Annotated in this window: 19 protein-coding genes and 1 other RNA gene (1 of these 20 only partly in view); 4 read left to right on the forward strand and 16 right to left on the reverse strand. The window is 39.5% G+C overall.

The features are described from left to right. Together SJY37_RS15180 and SJY37_RS15185 are read right to left on the reverse strand one after the other, a co-directional pair. A complete protein-coding gene (locus tag SJY37_RS15180; RefSeq protein WP_298327056.1) occupies positions 1–858 on the reverse strand; it encodes a DMT family transporter in 858 nt (285 codons plus the stop codon). Between the two features lie 39 nt (positions 859–897). After that, positions 898–2460 (reverse strand): hypothetical protein, encoded by a 1563-nt coding sequence (locus SJY37_RS15185; protein ID WP_298327054.1) that lies wholly within the window; start codon positions 2458–2460, stop codon positions 898–900. Positions 2461–2578: 118 nt separating this feature from the next. On the opposite strand from SJY37_RS15185, the gene SJY37_RS15190 reads away from it, so the two are divergent. The 4 genes from SJY37_RS15190 to leuB all read left to right on the forward strand — a co-directional run bounded on the left by SJY37_RS15190 (position 2579) and on the right by leuB (position 6993). Continuing rightward, positions 2579–3751 carry a 2-isopropylmalate synthase gene (locus SJY37_RS15190; protein ID WP_298327051.1) on the forward strand — a complete coding sequence of 391 codons (1173 nt, stop codon included), beginning with the start codon at positions 2579–2581 and terminating at the stop codon, positions 3749–3751. A 49-nt stretch (positions 3752–3800) separates the two neighbouring features. After that, complete coding sequence (gene leuC, locus SJY37_RS15195) at positions 3801–5186, forward strand: 3-isopropylmalate dehydratase large subunit (protein WP_298327048.1); 1386 nt, start codon at positions 3801–3803, stop codon at positions 5184–5186. Further along, a complete protein-coding gene (gene leuD, locus SJY37_RS15200) occupies positions 5186–5800 on the forward strand; it encodes a 3-isopropylmalate dehydratase small subunit (protein WP_298327045.1) in 615 nt (204 codons plus the stop codon). Before leuC ends, leuD begins: the two co-directional genes overlap by 1 nt. Positions 5801–5877: 77 nt before the next feature. Then, positions 5878–6993 (forward strand): 3-isopropylmalate dehydrogenase, encoded by a 1116-nt coding sequence (leuB, locus tag SJY37_RS15205; protein WP_298327042.1) that lies wholly within the window; start codon positions 5878–5880, stop codon positions 6991–6993. Here leuB and SJY37_RS15210 read toward each other — a convergent pair. The 14 genes from SJY37_RS15210 to SJY37_RS15275 form a co-directional block, all read right to left on the reverse strand. Next, entirely contained in the window at positions 6990–7271 is a 282-nt protein-coding gene (locus SJY37_RS15210; RefSeq protein WP_298327040.1) for a DUF2188 domain-containing protein, read from the reverse strand. The genes leuB and SJY37_RS15210 overlap by 4 nt on opposite strands. Before the next feature lie 57 nt (positions 7272–7328). Then, positions 7329–8612 carry an argininosuccinate lyase gene (gene argH, locus SJY37_RS15215; protein ID WP_298327038.1) on the reverse strand — a complete coding sequence of 428 codons (1284 nt, stop codon included), beginning with the start codon at positions 8610–8612 and terminating at the stop codon, positions 7329–7331. Positions 8613–8666: 54 nt separating this feature from the next. Further along, on the reverse strand, positions 8667–9737 hold the full coding sequence (locus SJY37_RS15220; RefSeq protein ID WP_298327035.1) for a M20 family metallo-hydrolase: 1071 nt from the start codon (positions 9735–9737) through the stop codon (positions 8667–8669). Further along, a complete protein-coding gene (argB, locus tag SJY37_RS15225; RefSeq protein WP_298327033.1) occupies positions 9728–10513 on the reverse strand; it encodes an acetylglutamate kinase in 786 nt (261 codons plus the stop codon). Before argB ends, SJY37_RS15220 begins: the two co-directional genes overlap by 10 nt. Then, a complete protein-coding gene (locus tag SJY37_RS15230; protein ID WP_298327029.1) occupies positions 10503–11468 on the reverse strand; it encodes an N-acetylornithine carbamoyltransferase in 966 nt (321 codons plus the stop codon). The genes argB and SJY37_RS15230 overlap by 11 nt, the downstream gene beginning before the upstream one ends. Next, entirely contained in the window at positions 11465–12589 is a 1125-nt protein-coding gene (locus tag SJY37_RS15235) for an aspartate aminotransferase family protein (RefSeq protein WP_298327026.1), read from the reverse strand. Before SJY37_RS15235 ends, SJY37_RS15230 begins: the two co-directional genes overlap by 4 nt. Before the next feature lie 17 nt (positions 12590–12606). Then, on the reverse strand, positions 12607–13395 hold the full coding sequence (gene proC / locus SJY37_RS15240) for a pyrroline-5-carboxylate reductase (RefSeq protein WP_298327023.1): 789 nt from the start codon (positions 13393–13395) through the stop codon (positions 12607–12609). An 18-nt stretch (positions 13396–13413) separates the two neighbouring features. Continuing rightward, positions 13414–14388 (reverse strand): N-acetyl-gamma-glutamyl-phosphate reductase, encoded by a 975-nt coding sequence (gene argC, locus SJY37_RS15245; protein ID WP_298327020.1) that lies wholly within the window; start codon positions 14386–14388, stop codon positions 13414–13416. Next, positions 14385–15566: an argininosuccinate synthase gene (gene argG, locus SJY37_RS15250; protein ID WP_298327017.1), complete on the reverse strand. Its 1182-nt coding sequence runs from the start codon at positions 15564–15566 to the stop codon at positions 14385–14387. The genes argC and argG overlap by 4 nt, the downstream gene beginning before the upstream one ends. After that, complete coding sequence (locus SJY37_RS15255) at positions 15566–16183, reverse strand: GNAT family N-acetyltransferase (RefSeq protein ID WP_108876584.1); 618 nt, start codon at positions 16181–16183, stop codon at positions 15566–15568. The genes argG and SJY37_RS15255 overlap by 1 nt, the downstream gene beginning before the upstream one ends. Positions 16184–16625: 442 nt before the next feature. Continuing rightward, the gene (gene rny, locus SJY37_RS15260) at positions 16626–18191 is read right to left on the reverse strand and encodes a ribonuclease Y (RefSeq protein ID WP_298327010.1); all 1566 of its coding nucleotides are present in this window, start codon (positions 18189–18191) and stop codon (positions 16626–16628) included. 122 nt (positions 18192–18313) lie between these two features. Beyond that, a non-coding RNA gene (gene ssrS, locus SJY37_RS15265) (6S RNA) lies at positions 18314–18435 on the reverse strand. A 55-nt stretch (positions 18436–18490) separates the two neighbouring features. Beyond that, a complete protein-coding gene (locus tag SJY37_RS15270; protein WP_013751655.1) occupies positions 18491–18781 on the reverse strand; it encodes a cell division protein ZapA in 291 nt (96 codons plus the stop codon). A 2-nt stretch (positions 18782–18783) separates the two neighbouring features. Continuing rightward, positions 18784–18915, reverse strand: the 3' portion of a protein-coding gene (locus SJY37_RS15275) for a hypothetical protein (RefSeq protein ID WP_298326996.1). The gene runs 159 nt beyond the window's last position; the window shows 132 of its 291 coding nt (coding positions 160–291); its start codon lies off the right edge, out of view; its stop codon occupies positions 18784–18786.

An 18915-nucleotide genomic window follows, 5' to 3' on the forward strand; every position in this document is an offset into this window, starting at 1 on the left:
CTACTTATTTCGCGACGCTCTTAAACTCTCTACCACTACACTAAATAGTATTAAAGAACCTCCCAACACAGTACGCCATCCAGGGATTTCATTAAGAAAAATAATACCTAGAATGATCCCATAAATAGGCTGCACGCTTCCCATTAAACTAGCTGCTGTAACAGAAAATCTTTTGATACTAAACAAGAACATCGTGTGTCCTAAAGCGGTGGTTATAAGAGCAAGCAATCCTATATAAGGCAGCTCTGCAACAAAACCTTCGGTGTCAAAGATAAAATATGCTGGTATAAGCATAATCGCAATCACCAGCGTTTGGTACCACATCACTACAGACCCGTTATAGGAACCTATTTTTGTTTTTACTAGTAGGTTACGTATTGCAAAACATAATGCAGACAGCAATCCTATGAGTATCGCAAGGAAATAGTCGTTTTCTGTATCAAAAGTAGGCGCAAGAAAGTAAATACCTATCAATACAAGCACCCCTAGTAGCAAGTGCATTTTTGAAAACTTGGTTTTCAAAAATAGTGGTTCTAGTAAGCTAGTCATCACAGGATAGGTGAATAGGGAGAGCATCCCGATAGCCACATTAGATAGTTGTAATGAGTAGAAGTAGGTAATCCAGTGTAGTCCCATAAAAACTCCAGAAAGAGCAATCGCAAGCATATCTTTTCGCGCAAGCGTAAAAGAAAAACCTTTCCACTTTACAAAGAGTCCAAGTAACAGCATCGCACCAAAAGATCTGATACCTATAGTTACTGCAGGAGGTAAATCTATATATCTCCCCAAAACACCAGATGTGCTCACAAAAAGCATGGCAAGATTAATTTCTAATATGTGTTTAGTGCTATTCTTCATCGAGGACTTATAATTTTGGAAAAACTACGACGTATTAGACTAACGCAAAGATTGATGCGCTTTGTTTTTGATTACATCTGCCACTGGTTTATTTTCTATTTTACTCTCTAACCACGACAACACATCTAAGTATAAAAATGCTCTTCGCTCATAAGGGTCTTCCTCGTACTGCTTAAGCGTACTATGTAAATTCTTAAATGCCCCCTTGAGTTCGTGAGGGTATATATCACCTAGGTTTCGCACAAATTTAATCATCTCTTTTTGTACCTCATGCATATCATCCATCTTAATTAAAAACTTGTAGGTGCTTCTTAAAAGCGACTCTAGATGATAGTCCTTACCAGCCTCGTAATGAGCAATGAGATTAAGAATACGTGAGAAACACATGAGATCTTCTCTACTTTTGAGACTATGATTATTTATGATTTTTTGACAGTACTCTATACATTTCACGTTATCTCCGGCTCCAAAGTATAGACTTGCAATCTTATAATAGAATATCATTACATGATGCTCATCTATTCTATATTTGGGAGATTTTAATCCTGCAAGTACCTCTTTTACAAGACCATCCTCATCACTAAAGCTTCCAGTCATAAACTTATGATTAAAGCGATTGCTTGACGTATATAGAAATAGTAGCGTATCTAGGTTATCACCCTTAGGAAAGTTAGGATTCTCCCTTACTGTAGTAAGCTTATCTAGGGCTTCCTTAAACTTTGATTCGTGTTTGAGGTAATATAAAGATTCGAGCAAGTAATGTATTCCCTTTAGGTAGAATACTGGGTTTTGCTTAATCATCGTCGGGTTATCATCAAAAAGTCTCACATAACGATCTGCATACTTGTAACTGGTCAAGAAGTCTTGCGTTAAAAAACTATACCAAAGATGTGCTTTATACAACCATAACTTTTCTCTAAAGTTGAGTGTGTCATAATTATATTTAGGTAAATGCCCATCAAAGTAGTCAGTAAGGCGCTGCTTCTCTGCATCACTTTTTACATAGCCCGTCTTGAGCATGATACTATATAATTGTAATGAGAGATTAGATAGCTTACTAGCCATTACATTTTGCTCACTTAGCATTTTTGCTTGTACAGCAAGCTCATCTGCTCGAGTAGCTATACTTCTAGTGATGTACTGAGTTTCTATAATTTTCTCTAATTCTACAATCTCGTAGGCAACGTTTTTTTCTTCATTCTCGAGCGCCATACTTTTGGCCTTATCTAGAATTTTGAGGCTTTGTTTGTATAAACCTTTCTGATATAAGATGGTTGCAAAATCTAGCTGCTCTCGTATTTGAACACGTATATTTTGGTGCGCAGGAGTGAGTCGTAAGCTTATTAATAATTGTCTATAAAGATGCGCTTTAAGGTTAGAAAGTTGTGTTTTAGTAACAATACCAGACTTTAAAATTGCAGTCTCATTGTATGTTTTCTCTTTGTCTAGAAATTCAAAAAGTTGTAAAAACTTGGCTTCACTATTTCCCACTAGTCGGCCTACGTACAGTTTAAACTGGCGCTTCTCACTCTTAGATAATGACTTTATTAAAATAAATAAAGAATCATTATGATCATTAAGCGTTGTAATGATTTTTCTCATAACTAATTGAAATACAGTTATTTGATTAGACTAAAATTAACCTTGATGTCGTAAGCTTCTTCATAACCCACATCGTTTAAGAATAAGCAAGGTATAAATTCGTGTAGAAATGAATGCTATGCAAAACGACAAAGTTCAGATTTTTGATACGACTCTTAGAGATGGAGAGCAGGTTCCTGGTTGTAAATTAGACAAAAAAGAAAAGCTCACCATAGCAGAGCGTCTGGACCTTCTAGGTGTAGATGTTATAGAAGCTGGATTCCCTATTTCATCCCCTGGAGATTTTACCTCTGTAGCAGAGATATCAAAACTTGTTAAAAATGCAACAGTATGTGGTCTTACCCGTGCTGTAGAGAAAGATATAGAAGTAGCGGCACAAGCACTTAAATATGCCCTAAAACCTAGAATACACACTGGTATAGGGACTAGCGAGTCGCACATGAAATATAAGTTTAATGCCACTCCTGAGCAGATAATTGAACGCGCTGTTAAGGCAACCGCTTACGCGAAAAATTTTGTTGATGATGTAGAGTTTTATGCAGAAGATGCTGGACGTACAGATAACGCTTTTCTTGCTCGTGTTCTAGAACAAGTCATCGCAGCTGGAGCGACAGTTCTTAATATTCCAGATACTACAGGTTATTGTTTACCTGAAGAGTATGGAGCAAAAATTAAATACTTACGTGAAAACGTGAAAGGTATAGAAAACGTAATCCTCTCTTGTCACTGTCATAATGATCTTGGTCTAGCCACTGCAAATAGTATTGCTGGCGTTATAAATGGTGCAAGACAGATCGAATGTACCATAAACGGTATAGGAGAGCGTGCTGGTAACACCTCTCTAGAGGAAGTGGTGATGATACTTAAACAACATCCTACCCTTAATCTTCACACAGATATAAATACCCAACTACTTTTTGACACGAGCCGTATGGTGAGTGATAAGATGGGAATGGTCGTACAACCTAACAAAGCTATTGTAGGCGCAAATGCTTTTGCTCACAGCTCAGGAATTCACCAAGATGGTATGATTAAAAATAGAGAGACCTACGAGATCATGAATCCTAAAGATGTGGGAGTAAATGAGACTTCTATCGTGCTTACGGCAAGAAGTGGTAGAGCAGCACTTGCATACAGATCTAAAAAAGTAGGATACGAATTGACCAAAATACAACTAGATGCAGCTTATGAACAGTTTCTTAATGTAGCAGATAGACAAAAAGAAGTAAAGGATAATGACATCCATATGATAATGGATCGCATACAGCTTAAAGCAGGAGCAGTAGCTTAACAATAACCAACTCGATTTTTACAACGTAAAATTTGAGTAACACAATACAATGGGAAAAACACTATTTGATAAAGTCTGGGATGCACACGTAGTAGATACGGTAGATAATGGACCCCAAATCTTATACATAGACAAGCATTTAATACATGAGGTTACCAGTCCACAGGCGTTTAATGAGCTTGAGGAACGTGGTATTGTTGTAGCGCGTCCAGATCAAATAGTTGCCACGGCAGATCATAATACCCCAACTCAAGATCAGCATTTACCTATTAGAGATGAAATGTCTCGCAAGCAATTACAACAACTTACTAATAACTGTGAGAAACACGGTATTACACTCTATGGTCTAGGTCACAAATACAATGGTATTGTACACGTGATGGCACCAGAACTGGGCATCACACAACCAGGTATGACAATGGTTTGTGGTGATAGTCACACCTCAACGCATGGCGCTTTTGGCACAATTGCCTTTGGTATCGGGACGAGCCAGGTGGGACAAGTATTTGCGAGTCAGAGCCTATTACTTAATAAACCTAAAAGCTTACGCGTTTCTGTAAATGGAACTCTTGCACCGCACGTTTCTCCTAAGGATGTGATTTTATATATCATCTCAAAAATTGGTACAAACGCTGGTACAGGTTACTTCTGTGAGTATGCGGGCAACGTTTTTGAGGAGATGAGTATGGAAGGCCGTATGACGGTTTGTAATATGAGTATCGAGATGGGTGCTCGTGGCGGTATGATTGCCCCAGATCAAACCACTTTTGATTATGTAGAAGGACGCAAATTTGCTCCGCAGGGTGACGCTTTCGCGAAAGCGGTATCCTACTGGAAAACACTCCCTACAGACCAAGATGCCACTTTTGACAAAGAATATCAATTTGATGCCGAAGATATAGCACCTATGCTCACCTACGGCACAAACCCAGGAATGGGAATAAAAATAAATGGTGCTATCCCTGAGAAAGGTGATATGACCTTTGAGAAAGCGCTTGAGTATATGAACTTCAAGGGTGGAGATCAACTACTAGACACACCTATTAATTATGTGTTTTTAGGAAGTTGTACAAACTCAAGAATAGAAGATTTTAGAATAGCCGCAGCATACGTGCGCGGAAAACATAAAGCTGCAAATGTGAACGCCTGGCTAGTACCTGGCTCACAACAAGTAGCAAAGCAACTCGAAGAAGAGGGGCTTAAAGAGGTGTTTGAAGAGGCTGGGTTTGCCTTACGGCAGCCTGGCTGTTCAGCCTGTCTAGCGATGAATGATGATAAAATTCCCGCTGGAGAGTACTGTGTTTCTACCTCAAATAGAAATTTTGAAGGCCGCCAAGGTCAAGGTGCGAGAACAATACTCGCTTCTCCCCTTGTAGCTGCCGCAACTGCCATTGCAGGAAAAATAGTAGACGTCACAAAAGAAGCTGTAGCCTAATGGAAAAATTTACAAAACTCATAAGCACAGCGGTACCGCTACCTATAGAAAATATAGATACAGATCAGATTATCCCTGCACGTTTTTTAAAAGCGACAGATAAAAAAGGATTTGGAGATAACGTTTTTAGAGACTGGCGTTTTAAAAAAGATGGAACGCTGGATGCAGAGTTCCCTATTAATAAACCACAATATGCTGGAGCAAAAATTCTAGTAGCTGGAGATAACTTTGGTTGTGGTTCTAGCCGAGAGCACGCTGCTTGGGCAATTGTAGGGTACGGATTTAAGGTTGTGATTTCAAGTTTTTTTGCAGATATTTTTAAAGGTAATGCACTTAACAACGGCTTACTTCCTATTCAGGTAACGCCGGAGTATCTTAAGGAATTACTAGCAGGTATAGAAGCAAATCCTGAGTTGCCCATTACAATAGATCTAGAAAATCAGTTGGTTGAGATGGCTGGAGTTTATGCTGAGCAAGGTCGAAGTACGAAAGCTAAATTTGAAATAGATCCTTACAAGAAAGTATGCATGATAAATGGTTATGACGACATAGATTTTTTATTAAGTAAAAAGGCCGAAATAGAAGACTTCGAAAAAGAACGAATGGTGTTTTAATAAAACACTTTATATAAATGGTTACCAGATCCTCGCTTACAAAGGCGGGGATTTAGTACATAATTCAAACACACACTATGGATTTTAATATAGCAATCATACCTGGAGACGGGATAGGACCAGAAGTTACTGCTCAAGCAAAAAAAGCTCTAGAGGCAGTGGCAGATGAATACGGACATCACTTTACATATACAGAAGCAATGATGGGCGCTTGCGCCATAGACGCGACGGGTAATCCCCTTCCTGAGGAAACGCTGGATATTTGTGAGGCATCTGACGCTATATTATTTGGGGCTATTGGAGATCCTAAGTATGACAATGACCCAACAGCAAAAGTTCGTCCAGAACAAGGTCTTTTGAGACTTCGTAAATCCCTAGGACTGTTTTGTAATGTACGCCCGGTAAAAGCCTACGAACAGCTTATAGATAACTCTCCATTAAAGAGAGAAATCATTTCTGGCGCAGATATGTCGATTTATCGCGAACTAACTGGTGGAATCTATTTCGGAGAAAAGCATCTAAGTGATGATGGTCAAGTAGCTTCAGACGGTTGCTCGTATTCTGTAGAGGAAATTACGAGAATTGCACATCTAGCATTTAAAGAAGCTCAAAAACGACGTAAAAAACTCACTCTTATAGATAAGGCAAATGTGCTAGAGACTTCCAGGCTTTGGAGAAAAACAGTAACTGAGATTGCCAAAGAGTATCCAGATGTAGCGGTAGATTTTCTCTTTGTAGACAATGCAGCAATGCAAATGATTTTAAACCCAAAGCAGTTTGATGTGATCTTAACAGAAAACTTGTTTGGTGATATTATATCTGACGAAGCAAGTGTAATAGGTGGTTCTATAGGACTTCTAGCTTCGGCCTCTGTAGGAAAAGAAAATTCACTTTTTGAGCCTATACACGGCTCCTACCCGCAAGCGACTGGCAAGGGAATTGCAAATCCGCTGGCTTCTATATTATCTGCAGCGATGTTGTTAAGACACCTAGGCTTGCAAGAAGAGGCAGCCAGTATAGAAACCGCAGTAGAAAAATCTTTAGAATTAGGTTTCTCTACAGAAGACCTCAATCCCAAAAAGCCACTAAGCACTTCAAAAGTGGGCGACTTTATTGCAGATTACATTCTTAATCCAGAAGACACAAATCGTAATTTTAAAAATATTCACGCAGGACAAAGCACAATTATTTAATCGTAGTTTATACGCTCGCGTATGCCACCACCTGCACGGTGTATAATCACATCTGCCTTGCGTTTAAGTGCAATACTCTTTGCTTTACGTATAGCAGTGCTCTGCTTTTGATGCTTTGAAGTAATACGCTTGTTACCCTCGCGCCTTACAGCCCAGTCCCCTTCATAGGGGACTACGTGCTGATGCCAAGTGCGTTTTCTACTTGCCTTACGAGAGTTTTCATATACGTTTTCTACTATTTCTAGTAGTGAACGCAAAAAGGTTTTAATGCTACTCATAGTGCGAAGATACTATTTTACATAAGCTCATTATGTGTCTAAAGTCTTCGATACTCATTAAGATACCGCCTTGTCAAATTTGGCTTGTATCTTATCTAGACCTAGGTTATGTATACTTCCTAAGTGTGAGTGCTCCTTTGTATTTCCCGCTTTAAAAGAACCATTTTCTACCTGCTCCCCTATTTGCTTATACGCTTCTCTAAAAGGCACACCAGCGGTTACCAGATCATTAATAGCATCTACTGTAAAGAGGTGTTGATACTTCTCATCATCTAGATTAACATCCTGCACTTGCACCTGAGCAATAGAGAACTCAAAAATATCTAGTACTACTTTAAGATCCTCAACAGACTTGATAGCATTTTCTTTAAGTAACTGGTAATCTCTATGGTAACCACTTGGTAAATTATTTGTAATCATAATCATTTCTTGTGGGATGGCTTGTAACTGATTGCACTTGCCACGGAGCAATTCAAATACATCTGGATTCTTTTTGTGCGGCATAATACTACTGCCCGTAGTAAGTGCATCTGGAAACTTAATGAACCCAAAATTTTGAGAACAATACAAACATATATCCATTGCAAAACGACTCAAGGTATTTGCAATATTTGCAACTGCTTGCGTTACCGTGCGTTCAGATTTCCCTCTTGAGAGTTGAGCCGCAATTACATTGTATTTCAAATCGGCAAATCCAAGTTGCGCGGTAGTCATCTCTCTATCGATAGGAAAACTAGACCCATATCCAGCTGCACTCCCCAGCGGATTTTGATCTACCACCTTTTGTGCTGCTTTGAGTAAGTAAAGGTCATCTATAAGTAACTCTGCATAGGCAGAGAACCAAAGCCCAAATGATGACGGCATCGCCACTTGAAGGTGTGTATATCCAGGTAGCAAGGTGTTTTTATGAGTCTCTGCAAGTTTGAGAAGTGTGTCAAACAACTTCTCTACGCCTTCAGTTATTTGAGATAATTCTGCTTTAAAATAAAGGTTTAACGCCACAAGAACTTGGTCATTACGAGATCTCGCTGTGTGTATTTTTTTACCGGTATCTCCCAGTGCTTTTACAAGGTCACTTTCTATCTTAGAATGTACGTCTTCAAAATCTGCTTCTATAACAAATATCCCCTCCTGCTCTTGCTTGAGCATAAGGTCTAATTGCTTATTTAACAGCTCGCTCTCCTCTTGTGTAAGTAAGCCTACAGATGCGAGCATCGTTGCGTGTGCCTTGCTGGCTAGCAAATCATATTTAGCAATATGGATATCAATCTCACGATCATTCCCAACCGTAAATGCTTCTATTTTTTGATCTGTTGGTATTCCTTTTTCCCAAAGTTTCATAGGTATCTAATTAGTAGGTTATGCTATTCACACTATTGCAACAACCTTTATTATTTATGCGTTTAAAAATTTTTCTAAGAGCTCGATGTATAATGGAATCCCCTGCTCTATCTCGTGTACATAGACAAACTCATCTGCCATATGAGAGCGTGTACTGTCGCCTATACCTAGTTTTAAAGATGGACAACTCAAGCAGGCCTGATCAGATAAGGTAGGCGAACCGTAGGTTTCTCTGCCTAGCGCTGTTCCTGCTTGTACTAATTTGTGCTCTTTTGGGATACGCGAACTATTTAATCGTAATGACCTTGGCTGTATTATGTCACACGGCACATTTGCCACCATATAATCGGCGATTTCTTGGTTACTGTAATGCTCATTTACTCTCACATCTATGACGAGTTCTACCTGACTAGGCACTACATTATGCTGACTACCTGCATTAATTTGAGTAACTGTAACCTTAGTAGCACCCAGCGTATCAGACACTTTTTCAAAAGTTATATTTTCAAACCACTGTAGGGTTTCTATCACATTATAAATAGCCATATTCTCCTTTATATGAGCTGCGTGACCTGCCGTTCCTTTTACTACGGCGTCAAAAACCACCAACCCTTTTTCGGCAATGGCGAGGTTCATAAGTGTAGGCTCGCCTACAATGGCAACATCTATCTCAGGCAGATGCTCAAGCATACTATTAAGACCATTAGGACCACTTGACTCTTCTTCGGCAGAAGCTACAATTACAATATTATGAGACATACCCTCACGCTCATAAAAATGAACAAACGCAGTAAGCAATCCTACAAGACTTGCACCTGCATCATTACTGCCTAGACCGTACAATTTTCCGTCCTTGATTTCGGCATTATAAGGATCTCTTGTGTATCCTTTATTTGGCTTAACCGTATCGTGGTGGGAGTTAAGAAGCAATAACGGTTTTGATGCGTCGTAATGTTTATTAAATGCGTAGATGTTGTTACGCTTTCGCGAAAGCGTAATCCCCTTCTCCTCTAACCAGTTTATGATAAGTAAAGCTGTGCCATCTTCTTCGCTAGAAAAACTTTGTGTCTCAATGAGTGATTGTAGTAGTGCTACGGCACTATCTATTTGAGTTTTTAAAGACATAGTGTCGTGTGTTTTATAGTGTTATCGCCCAGTATGTCAACTTCGCCCAGATGCACTCTCATAACGCCTTGATCGAGCGCCTCAAAGGCAGTATCTAGCTTAGGAATCATACCTTCAAATATTTGACCAGCTGTTTTCATCTCTTTATAAAGCCCTTTATCTATGCGCGTTACTATCGATTCATCATTATTTACATCTTCAAGGACACCTGGTTTTGTAAAACAATAAAATAGCTGAACGTTGTAGAGAGAGCTCATTGCTACCGCGATTTTGGCAGCGAGTGTATCTGCATTGGTGTTGAGTAATTGCCCATTACCATCGTGCGTAATTGCAGAAAATACAGGTACTTTACCATCAGAAAGGAGGTCATTTATAAAACTCACATTTACTCTATCTATATCCCCTACAAAACCATAATCTACCGTAATCACTTCGCGTTTATGCGCTCTCACGGCATCTCCATCTGCTCCAGAAAGTCCTATGGTGTTTTTACCTTTAGCCTGTAGGCCAGCGACAAGTTTCTTATTGAGAAGTCCGGCATACACCATTGTCACAACCTCTAGCGTGGCCTCATCTGTAACCCTTCTCCCGTCTACTTTTACCGGGACATAACCCAGCTGCTCTTGTAAAGTAGATGCTTTATTTCCTCCACCGTGTATGATAATAGCTGGACCAGAAATTGCCTTAAAATGCGTGTAAAATGAGGTGAGTAGTTCATCATAATCTACAATGTCTCCACCTATTTTCACTACGGTAAGTTGCTGTTTATTCATCATTGTCGAGTATGTTTTTAAGCACCCATTGTGCAGCCCACGTTCTATTACCAGCTTGCTGGATTACAGCGCTTGACTCGGTGTCTAGCACATCATCTGCAATGACAACGTTACGGCGCACAGGTAGGCAATGCATAACTTTGGCTTGATTGGTTCCCTTAAGTTTTTCGGCATTAATTATCCAGTTACTGTCTTGCGATTGCACCTTACCATAATTTTCATAGCTGCTCCAGTTTTTCACATAAATGATGTCGGCATTTGCAAAGGCTTCTTTCTGATTATGAATCACAGGTACTTCACCTCGTATCTCTGGGTTAAGATCATAACCCTCTGGATTAGTAATTGTGAAATTCACATTTGCCTTTTGCATAGTCTGGACAAATGAGTTTGCAACTGCGTGCGGCAAGGCTTTAGGATGTGGCGCCCAGGTCAACACAACATTAGGCTTTTTATTTTCTGCACGTAGACTTTCGGTGAGTTCGTAAATTGTGATAGCATCTGTAAAACCTTGTAATGGGTGCGCAGTACTGCTCTCTAAATTTACAACCGGCACACTCCCATATTGCATAAATGCAGAAAGCACAACCTCCAGCTCATCTTGACTTTTATCTACTAGCCCTGGAAAGGCTCTCACGGCAAGCACATCACAATATTGCGACAACACTTGTGCAGCCTCTTTAATATGCTCTGCCTTTGTGCCATCCATGACGGTACCATCTTCAAATTCTAGTTGCCAGCTATCACTGTTTACATTGAGTGTCATTGTCTCCATTCCAAGGTTTTTGGCAGCCTTTTCGGTGCTTAGTCTTGTACGTAGGCTTGAGTTAAAAAATAGAAGACCTAAGGTTTTTTGTTTTCCCGCTTTCGCGAAAGCGTACGGATACTCCTTCATATACAGCGCTTCTTTAATCGCCATTTCTAGATTAGGGATATCATTTATAGATATGTAATTCTTCATAACTCTTTGTGTAATGCTTCAAATAGTAAATCTATTTGTGGTTTTTGAATTGTAAGCGGTGGAAGTATTCTGAGCACGTGTTTGTTTTTTGCCCCTCCCGTAAAAATGTGATGCTCGTAGATGAGTTTTTTGCGCAATGCTCCTACATCGTAGCCTAAGTCGAGCCCTAGCATTAGTCCGCGACCTTTTACAGTCACCCGATTGCCAAAAGCAAGTGCTTTCTCCCTAAAGTAGGTTTCTATTTCCTTTGCGTGTGCCATCAAATGTTCCTTTTCAATCACTTCGAGAACCGCAAGTGTAGCAGCGCAAGCAAGATGATTACCGCCAAAGGTCGTTCCCAGCATCCCATATCGCGCCTCAATAGAGTGATGTACCAGCACACCGCCCACAGGAAAGCCGTTACCCATTCCTTTTGCAATGGTGATAATATCTGGCGTGATATTATATTTCTGAAAAGCAAAAAACTCTCCAGATCTACCAAAACCAGACTGCACCTCGTCTGCAATGAGTTTTACATCATACTTTTTACAAAGCGCGGCAACATCTTGATAAAACACCTCTGTAGATTGATCTAAACCTCCTACACCTTGTATAAATTCTAAAATCACCGCACAGCAATCTCCTTGTTGCAAAGTTTTCTCTAGTTGCTCCGTATTGCCCAAGTCAAGTATGGATACTTTGTGTTGTGCATTTATAGGTGCAACAATACTAGGATTATCAGTCGCTGCTACTGCGGCTGACGTTCTCCCGTGAAAACTATTTTTAAACGCTACCACGCGACTTTTACCTGTGTCAAATGAAGCTAGTTTTAATCCATTCTCATTTGCCTCTGCTCCTGAATTACAAAAAAACAAATCATAATCTTCACAACCAGAAAGCGCTCCTAATTTCTGAGCAACCTCCACCTGCAGCGGATTCTGAACTGCATTAGAATAAAAGCCAATGGCATCCATCTGCGTTTTTAATTTCTCTATATAATGAGAATGCCCGTGACCTATAGAGATCACCGCGTGACCGCCATATAAATCAAGATACTCTTGACCACTTTGATCATACACATAGCATCCCTCTGCCTTAACAGGAGTAACATCATAAAGCGGATATACATCAAATAATTTCATACTCTTATTTTTAAGCACTATGAGATGCTATTAATTTTTTGATAACTAGCCACGATTCCCTTTATGAGAGAAGAGCTTAAACCTGAATGTTCCATCTCATTGAGACCTTCTATGGTGCAGCCTTTTGGCGTAGTTACTTTATCAATTTCTGCTTCTGGGTGGTTTCCAGATTTAATAACCAGAGTGGCAGCTCCTAGACAAGTTTGCATTGCAAGTTCTTGCGCTTCTTTTGCGTCAAAACCTAGCTGTATGGCACCCTGCGTAGTCGCTCTTATCAATCGCATCCAGAAAGCAATACCACTCGCACAGATTACCGTAGCAGCTTGCATCTGTCCTTCTGGAATAATCAGACTGGTGCCTAGTTTATTAAAAATGGCTTCGGCTATCGCGATGCGCTTTTCGCCTGCTGTATTGCTGCATAAACAAGTCATACTTTGCCCTACAGCAATAGCGGTGTTAGGCATTGCGCGTATAATAAATTGATCGTCTCCTACAATCTCTGCTATTTGCGGCACTTTAAAGCCGGTTATGGTAGAGATGATGATGTGTTTCTCAGTAAGTAATTCCTTAATCTCTTCGAGTATACTTGAAAAATGACCTGGTTGTACTGCAAAAATGAGAATATCGCTTTTTACAACAGCCTCACGGTTATCACTAGTAGTTGTTACTTCCTTGTACGCATCCCATTTTTCGATACTAGAAATATCTCTTTTAGTAAGATATAAGCTAGTCACCGCATTATTTGTGATGAGTCCTTTTGCGATGGCAAGACCTAAATTTCCAGTTCCTATGATTGCTATTTTCATATATCTATATCTTAACTATTAGAAATAACTTGCCTTGAGTTGGAGCCCAGTATCTTGCTTCCACCCAAACATTAGATTCATATTTTCTACAGCTTGACCACTTGCTCCTTTTAAGAGATTATCAATCACACTGGTAATCAATAATTTATTGCCGTGTTTCTCTAAATGTAAAAAGCAGTAGTTTGTATTTACCACTTGTTTGAGATGTAAAGGTGCTTTTACCGCTTTCGCGAAAGCGGAGTCCTTATAAAAATCCTCATAAAGCGCATATGCCTCTTCAATCGTACCCTCAAAAAATGTGTAGGCAGTTGCAAAAATTCCTCTTGAAAAATTACCACGCTGCGGAATGAAATGAAGTTCGCTATTAAAACCTTCTTGCAGCTGAACGACAGACTCTCCTATCTCTCCAAGATGCTGATGATCAAAAGCCTTATAGTGTGAGAAGTTATTATCCCTCCACCCAAAATGCGTAGTAGCACTTGGTTTTACTCCCGCTCCCGTAGCACCTGTAACGGCATTAATATGCACATCTTGACTGAGCAAAGAAGCATTCGCCAGCGGTAATAATGCTAGTTGTATTGCAGTAGCAAAACAGCCAGGGTTTGCAATATTCTGCGCGTTTTTTATTTCCTCTTTATTGATTTCTGGAAGTCCATATACAAAAACTCTATCTTGAAAAAAGATATCATTTTTAAGTCTAAACTCATTACTGAGATCTATGACTCTTGTAGCATCAGAAAAAGTATGATTCCTCAAGAATTCGCCAGAATTACCATGACCCAAGCATAAGAAGACTACATCTACCTCACTATTTACTTTACTTGTAAAACTAAGGTCTACGTGAGCAAGATCTTGATGAACAATCCCTACTGCATTACCCGCATTACTTGTGCTGTATATAAAATCTATCTGCACTTCTGGGTGATGAATAAGCAGTCTAATGAGCTCCCCAGCAGTATAACCTGCACCACCTATGATTCCTATTTTTTTCATTTTTTCTGGTTTGCTATGATTCTAGACTGGTTACCTAGTATTTTTATAAATCCTTTAGCTTCGGCGGCGGTCCAGCCTTGGTTTTCTTCTCCGTAACTCGCTACCTTAGATTGCATAAGGTCATAATCTGATGTGATGCCTACTACCTCAAATCTATATGGATGTAATACTACTTCTACTTCTCCAGTCACCGTATTCTGGCTGCTCTGTAAAAAAGCTTCAAAATCTCTCATTACAGGCTCTAGGTATAATCCCTCGTGTAAGTGAGTACCATACCACAACGCGATGTTTTCTTTGTGTTGCAATTGCCATTTTGAAAGCGTGTGTTTCTCAAGAGTTCGATGTGCTTCGAGTATAATTACAGGAGCTGCAGCTTCAAAACCTACTCTTCCCTTTATACCAATGATGGTGTCTCCCACGTGCATCCCGCGACCTATGGCATACTTGCTTGCGATGTCTTCTAGTTGCTCTATAATCTCCACTGGTGAACCTTGCTTTCCATTAAGCGAAGTAGGTTCCCCTTGTGTAAATCCAATTTTTAAGGTTTGAGAATCGCTAGCCTCCAGCTGACTAGGATATGCATCCTCAGGTAGTGTTTGATGTGAGGTTAGGGTTTGTGCACCTCCTACACTTGTACCCCATAAACCTTGATTTATTGAGTATTGAGCTTTCTCCCAAGACCAAGAAATACCGTGACTCTGTAAGTAATCGATTTCTTGCTTTCGCGAAAGCGTTTGATCTCTTATCGGCGTTATTATTTCTAACTCTGGCACAATAGTCTGGAACGTCATATCAAAACGCACTTGATCGTTACCTGCACCCGTACTACCGTGAGCAATAGCATCGGCATTTTGAGCTTTGGCAAATTTTGCAATCTCTATGGCTTGCACGATACGCTCTGCACTTACAGAAAGTGGGTAACTGTTGTTCTTAAGTACATTACCAAAAATGAGATACTTTACCACCGTATCATAAAAGGTAGCTATGGCATCTATGTTTGTATATGATGTAGCTCCTAGTGCAAGCGCTTTCTCTTTATTATTTGCGATTTCTTGATCTGTAAATCCACCTGTATTTACACTTACAGCGTGTACTTCATACCCCATTTCTGCAGTAAAATATTTTACACAATAGCTTGTATCGAGTCCTCCTGAGTATGCTAAGATTAATTTTTTCATTACTTATTTTTTTTAAGGAATAGCTTTTCCTTTATTTGTTTCAGCCTGTTAAAAACAGGGGCCTTTACAGTATTTTTTTCTGTGGGTTTTGATTCTTTTGATGGATCATAGAGCATCCCTGTGCATAAGCACATCTTTTGCTCTGTACGTGTGAGTACATCAAAGTTCTTACAGGTTTGGCAACCTTTCCAGAAGCTTTCATCTGTTGTGAGTTCAGAAAATGTGACGGGTTTATAACCTAGGTCACTATTAATCTTCATCACAGCAAGACCCGTAGTGATTCCGAAGATTTTTGCATCTGGATAACGCTTTCGCGAAAGCGTAAATATCTCTCCTTTAATTTTTTTGGCAAGTCCCTGTCCTCTGAAGTCTGGGTGTACAATAAGTCCAGAGTTGGCAATAAATTTTTCGTGTCCCCAGGCTTCTATATAACAGAAGCCCGCAAAAACGTCTCCCTCTAAAGCGATGACAGCATTACCTGCTTCCATCTTTGAGATGACATATTCTGGAGTTCTACGAGCGATTCCTGTACCACGTACCTTAGATGACTCTGCGATGGTATCACAGATAATCTGAGCATATGGTGTGTGCGAAATCGTGGCTACAACAATTTGCATAGCGATGATTTAAGTTAAAATGTATATTGAAAATGTGACGGTTCCTTTTGTGGAAAACGGGATAGGACTCACCTACCATCCCTCATTAATGAGCTACCCTTACGGGCGGCGGCGGAATCGTCGTACAGGAACAGGAATTAATTGCATAGCAGGCCTTGCAGCAAGAAATGCTGTTAAGGCTTTTAAGATATGTACAATTGTTCTGTTCATAAGATGACTCAAAGGTAGCAACTTATTTGAGTTAGCCTTAAACTTTTAGAACTAATTATAAAAATACACAGCTTTTTAAATAATTATAGATAAACGTAAGCTTTGAATATTAATATCTTAAAAATGATAATGCTCATTATGAATTGTTTAAAATGAAGCAATTACAATGAAACCAAATAAAAAAGCCTGTACAATAAGTACAGGCTTTCTCAAATTATAATAAAGTTTTAAATTACTTCGCAATATTTACCGCTCTTGTCTCGCGTATCACCGTAACTTTTACTTGACCTGGATAGGTCATGTCTGTTTGAATCTTTTGAGAAATTTCGAAAGATAGATTAGATGCTTTATCATCATTTACTTTTTCGCTCTCTACAATTACACGTAACTCACGTCCGGCTTGAATTGCATATGCTTTTTTAACACCTTGAAAACCAAAAGCAATTTCTTCTAGATCTTTAAGACGCTGTATGTATGAATCTAGTACCTGACGGCGAGCTCCTGGGCGTGCACCACTTATAGCATCACAAACTTGGACGATAGGTGATAACAAACTTGTCATTTCTATCTCATCGTGGTGAGCACCTATGGCATTGCAAACGTCTGGTTTTTCTCCATATTTCTCTGCCCACTGCATTCCTAAGATTGCGTGTGGAGTTTCTGTATCAGTATCTGGCACTTTACCTATATCATGTAAAAGTCCAGCTCTACGAGCAAGCTTGGCGTTAACACCAAGTTCTGCAGCCATCACGCTGCAAAGCTTTGCTACTTCTCTACTGTGTTGCAGTAAGTTCTGTCCATAAGAAGAACGATACTTCATACGCCCAACAGCTTTAATAAGCTCTGGGTGTAAACCGTGTATTCCTAAGTCAATCACCGTACGCTTACCTACTTCAACAATTTCTTGTTCTATCTGTTTTGTCGTCTTTTGAACAACTTCTTCTATACGTGCTGGGTGAATACGACCGTCTGTTACAAGCTTGTGAAGAGAAAGACGAGCTACCTCACGACGCACACTATCAAAACATGAAAGTATGATTGCCTCGGGAGTATCATCTACTATAATCTCAACACCCGTTGCAGCTTCTATAGCGCGTATGTTACGTCCTTCACGACCTATAATTCTACCTTTTACATCGTCACTTTCTAGATTAAATACAGATACACAGTTTTCTACTGCTTCTTCCGTCCCGATGCGTTGTATCGTATTTATGATAATCTTCTTAGCTTCCTGCTCTGCCGTCATTTTTGCCTCTTCTATGGAAGTTTGAACATGCTTCATTGCATCAGCCTTCGCTTGATCTTTCAGCGTTGTTACAAGTTGACTTTTTGCTTCTTCTGCAGAAAGTCCAGAAATAACCTCAAGTTGCTGCACAGTACTCTCATGCATCTTCTCTGCTTCAGCCTTTTTCTTATCAACGTATTCTAAGCGCTTATCGTAATCTTTAATCTTATCTTCTAGTGATTGATTTAATTTTTTATTTCGCGAAAGCTCTCCACTTACTTGAGATTCTTTATCTCTAGCTCGTTTCTCTGCATCATTCATTTTCTTATCACGAGATAATATTACTTTCTCATGCTCTGCTTTAAGCTCAATAAATTTTTCTTTAGCTTGTAATATTTTATCTTTCTTAAGAGACTCTCCATCAGAAGTTGCTTCTTTTAAAATGCCTTGGGCACTTTTCTTAGCGCGTTTGATAATCTGCGATGCGTTATTACGTTCTAGCATTTTTGCTATAAGAAAGCCTAAAGCTAGTGCAATCACACCTACGATGAACAAGAGTGCATTATGTTCCATAATTTTAGTGAATATTTTTAATGCCACAGAGGGCAGTACTAATGGTTGATTTATAAGGTTTTACAACCTTAACATCTCACGATGAGATATAAAAAAGCCTGCATTAGAAGTGCATTTTGTATAAACTCCTAATAGTAAGGATTAGAGCTAGAAAGCTGATCAAGGTTCCGTCTACCTAGACAAGTCTAGTAACGGCATGCTTTTACAACTTAGAGTCACTCTTTATAAAAAATAACTGTTGAGTTTATCAAAAAAATATCCAATGCAGGCAGTAATATGCTGTTGTATGTAAAGAACGTCTATGTTAAGCTCTCATCGAGGAGTGCCGCTAGTTTTTGTAATCTAGCTGCTGTCTCATCACTAAGAGAGTCTTCATTTATAGTTTTTTGGGTAACCTTTGAAGCAAATTGCAATGCACACATCGCTAGTACATCTTGCTTATCTCTAACGGCATAACTTTGCTCAAATTGCTTTACCATTGCTTCAATCTCCTTAGTCGCTTTACGTAATCCTTCCTCTTGAGCTGGATCAATAGTAAGCGGGTATACGCGATCTGCAATAGACAATTTAATTTTAAGTTTGTCTGCCATAATTATTCAGCCAGTGACGCTATACATGTATCAATCTCACGTACTAATGCGTTTATCTTCAATTTGGTTTCCCTTTTGTAATCGTTACTGCCTAGTAATGCATTTGCCGTTTTAAGAGTCTTCACCTTCTGTTC

Source organism: Dokdonia sp. R78006 (genome assembly GCF_042466145.1).
Lineage (GTDB): Bacteria > Bacteroidota > Bacteroidia > Flavobacteriales > Flavobacteriaceae > Dokdonia.